2 protein-coding genes are annotated in these 3,887 nt (G+C 57.8%); one reads left to right on the forward strand and one right to left on the reverse strand.

What is annotated here, in order from left to right:
* Positions 1 to 220: 220 nt before the first annotated feature.
* A complete protein-coding gene (locus tag F759_RS0135240; protein ID WP_027803889.1) occupies positions 221 to 2,134 on the reverse strand; it encodes a hypothetical protein in 1,914 nt (637 codons plus the stop codon).
* 247 nt (positions 2,135 to 2,381) lie between these two features.
* Here F759_RS0135240 and F759_RS39855 point away from each other — a divergent pair, with 247 nt between their 5' ends.
* Complete coding sequence (locus F759_RS39855; RefSeq protein ID WP_036026242.1) at positions 2,382 to 3,536, forward strand: T6SS phospholipase effector Tle1-like catalytic domain-containing protein; 1,155 nt, start codon at positions 2,382 to 2,384, stop codon at positions 3,534 to 3,536.
* Positions 3,537 to 3,887: the final 351 nt, after the last annotated feature.

The raw sequence follows: 3,887 nt of genomic DNA on the forward strand, positions 1-3,887 counted from the left end.
CCGTAGATATAGATCTTGAGCATCACCTCCGGATGATACGAAGGCCGGCCGGTCAGCGCTGGCTCAACACCTTCAAACCCGAGCTTCTGAAGATCATGAACGGTCGTTTGTCTAAACATCATTCGGACGTTCAGATGTCGCCTCCGCCTTGGCAACGGGCATTCGGGCGCCACGAGGAATAGACAGCATCATCTGAGGTGGCCTCGTTCCTCGAGTGCCATTAAAGAATGGAGAAAGGTTGCACTTGCGCGATACCATTCGTGACCTCAATCGTCGCGATACGCCACTCGGTCGCTCCCCCAAGTTCCGGACAGTTCAGCACCGTGGTTCTTGTGCCCAAAGCGATAATGCAATCGAGATGCCCAGGGCCGAATTCGCCGGTGCCCGCGAAGTTGGTAGCAACCAGCACGTACCGGTTTGCATACCAAGCGCTGATGTCGATGCGCTCTTCACCGGGGCCCTGTCGCTGGTCTCGGTCCAGGCGCGCAAAAGGAGAATTTGCCAGATCACCCAGCGTGCGGAAGTCGATGCGTCGCTTCGACCCACTTTGTTCGTAAATCTCTAGCGCCAAGTCCACGTCGTCCAGCGTCGCGTCCCAGCGCAGACGAATGGAAGCAATGACCTGAGGGTCAAGGGTTATGGGCGTGATAGGTGCCAGCCCCACCTGAGCCGAGGCTTGGGGCACCACTCGAGGCGGAAATATCACCCGCCTAATGGCATTGCCTAGCCGCGCAGAGTGCCTTTCATCAATGGCAGTTGCGTCTCCGATGAACCCGGTCCTGCCTCGTAAGGACGGTTCGATGGACTCCTCTAGTGCGGCGTTGTCGATAGGGCCATGGTTGACCACCAGGACCGCGGCATTAGGACAACTGCGTGCGTAGTCCGCCGCCGCCTGTGAGAAGTTTGAAATGCGCGGGGCCAGGTAATGCTTGCACTCCAGTACCAGACGCGTCTGCGTGTTAGGCGAAGTGTTGAGACTCGGGCAAAGGACTCGGAAGTCCGGCTGGATCCCCTTCTTGCGCTTGAAACTGCGCCCTACGAGGGGCGAGCGCAGTTCAGCCCAAATATCGAACTGCTCACCGTCGTGGTCGTAGGTGGCGAGTCGGCTTCCGCCAAACGCGAAGGACAGCACGCCATCCGCGGCCAGGAAGCGGAAACTGTCAGCTTCGGCCTCTGCGGTGCGCAGCAGAATGCTACCGGCCCAGACGGAAAAGAGCTCATGACGTTTGCGCCAGGTGGGCAGGTTGAGAAGGTCGAGCAATTCGGTGTAGGTGCGAGTGATCCATTGGTCCCTATGGTCAAGAGACGCCAACAGAGGTATCAATTTCGACGCCGCGTCGTCTGCATTGATTGAATGCACCCCGACTCTTTGCGCGATTTGCTCCACAACATCGAGGACCGAGACATCCCAGAAGTCGTGCGCAGCGCCTATGCGCCTCCTGATAACATCATGCTCTGGATTGTTCCAGTCCGGGTACTGCTGACTCGCCGCGTTGTACGCTGCCTGACGCGTGACCCCGAATGACGAGCACCATGCCCGAAACTCTGCTACCAGTTCGGTAATAGTCTCAAGCGCTCCATCAAGCGCCGCGTGACCTGTCTTTGCGGCTGGCGCTACTGGAAGGAACCGCTCTTGCCCCGACCAATTGCTCTCTGCTAACTTCCCCAGTTCTTCACTCAATGCCCAGAGGTCCTTCGCCGGTGGCAGCTCAACGTGCGAGGCCAGTACCCGCTCTGTGCGCAGCACCGCTTCCCTGAACGCTTCCAACGTGAATCGAATCGGATCGCTGACCTTGTCGAATTGGAACTGCACGCCCAGAGTCTGATCGTCGCGACTCGCATTTGCCGAGATCAGCAACTCCAGCATGTCCCGCATCATGGCAGCATAACCTTGCTGGGAGGCCAGCACGGCGACTAGGAGTTTCTCCACGCTCACGTGCGGGTCAGCGGAAGCGGCATCCCCATCCAGCCAAATGTCGAGCGGCATGTCGCCGATGGTCAGGCCCAGTGCGGCCTTCAACGCCTCTTCAACATCGGCGTCGCGTCCCGGTGCACCGTTCTTGCGGCGAATCTCCAGCCCTGCGTCCGATTGGAGCTTGCGCCAAAGCTGATTAGCAGATTTCAGTGCACCCATTGTTCTTTTTCCCACTCGGCATTTTGTCCCATTATTCCTATGTCATGTTGAGGCGAATTCTTCAAGTCCATAACCTGTTCGCCGTCACAATAACGATAGTATCGGCGGCATTCGACGAAATGTACCCTTTTTCGACTGCAATCCGCACTCGACGATCGGGCGACATCTGTGCGGTATCGCACATCGCTGCGGCAAGTAATATGTTCTAAGAGCCACTGGCTTTCTCGAAAACGCTAAGGGGTGGTCGATGGGTCGGCAACTGGTCGTGTGCCTTGATGGAACCGGGAATCGTTTCAGTTACCGGCCGACAAACATAGTTCGGATTTTCCGATCCCTATCGACTCGCCCCGAGGAGTTGTTGTCGTATTACGACCAGGGCGTGGGCACCTTCGGACGGAGAGAGACCCTGTTCGAATGGCAGAAGCTCCCGTCACGCGTTTGTGGATTGGCGTTCGGCTGGGGGGTGAAGCGTAACGTTGAAGGTGCTTATCGCTTCTTGGCTCAGAACTGGGCGCCGGACGACGAGGTCTTTGCTTTCGGGTTCTCGCGAGGCGCATACGCTGTGCGAGCCTTAGCGGCTCTGATTCATGCTGTCGGGTTGTTGCCTGCTCATGAGGTGCACCTCTTCGATTACGCGTGGGCAATGCTTCTTGCCCGCGACGGGCCGGAACACAACCCCGACTTTGAGCTACAGGCTCGTTTCAAATCGACGTTTAGCAGGACAATCCGGATTCACTTTCTTGGGCTCTATGACACCGTGAAATCCGTGGGCTGGATCTATGATCCGGTGGTTATTCCCTATACCGCTGACAACCCCGCCGTGCGGTTTGTTCGCCATGCCGTATCTATCGATGAACGCCGATGCTTTTTCAGACAGCATCTTTGGCACGCTAGGCCATCAAGCCGGACCGACGTGGAGGAGGTTTGGTTTGCTGGTGTCCATTCCGACATTGGCGGCGGCTACCCGCCTGAACAGGCTCAACTAGCGCTTCTCTGTCATCGTTGGATGCTTGGAGAAGCCCTGTCGGCAGGGCTGCGCGTGGACCGAGCGCGGTGCTGGAAGTACATGCGCCCGGCCATCCATCACGCTTGGAATCCGTGCGCAGAAATGCACAACTCAATGACTACCGCCTGGAAATTGGCTGAATGGCTACCACGATTGGTATGGGACGACGCCACAGCAAAGCGTTCGTTAAAAGTCGGTACTGTGCCACCGTTTGGCACCGCGCGATGTCGCACCATGCCAACGGGGGCACTCGTCCATCGCTCCGTCGAGGAACGTATCGCGGGAAGGAGCGATTATAAGCCCGAGAACTTGCCGCAGCTTCGTCGCACCGTCGATGATGACCCTCGCGTTGCCGACATTCTGCAGGCGAGCGTACGGAAAAGAATGACCGTTTGACATCCGAAAGCTGCCGCCGAAACCGGGAACCGCTGATCGGCCGAGAAGGGTCGGGCTGGGTCCATCCGCGCTTCGAACTCATCGCCGCAAAGCGGTCATTGGTATTTCGCTTCCCGAAAGCGGCCGGTCGTCAACGCGCACTCCCGACCCACTCCGGTCAGACGACCCCCTCCAAAGCGGTCAGTCAGTCGAGTCAGCGCTTTGGAGACTGGAGCACCATAAAGCGGACGTTGGCGACCTCACCCAATCGGCCAGTAGCATAGGTAATTGGGCGGTCAAGAAGGTGGTCGGACGCTCCTAAAATCGCAGAACCAACTGTGCGAAGGAGGCTGTGATGACTTACTACACTGG

Origin of the sequence: Paraburkholderia dilworthii (genome assembly GCF_000472525.1) — a bacterium.
Classification (GTDB): domain Bacteria; phylum Pseudomonadota; class Gammaproteobacteria; order Burkholderiales; family Burkholderiaceae; genus Paraburkholderia; species Paraburkholderia dilworthii.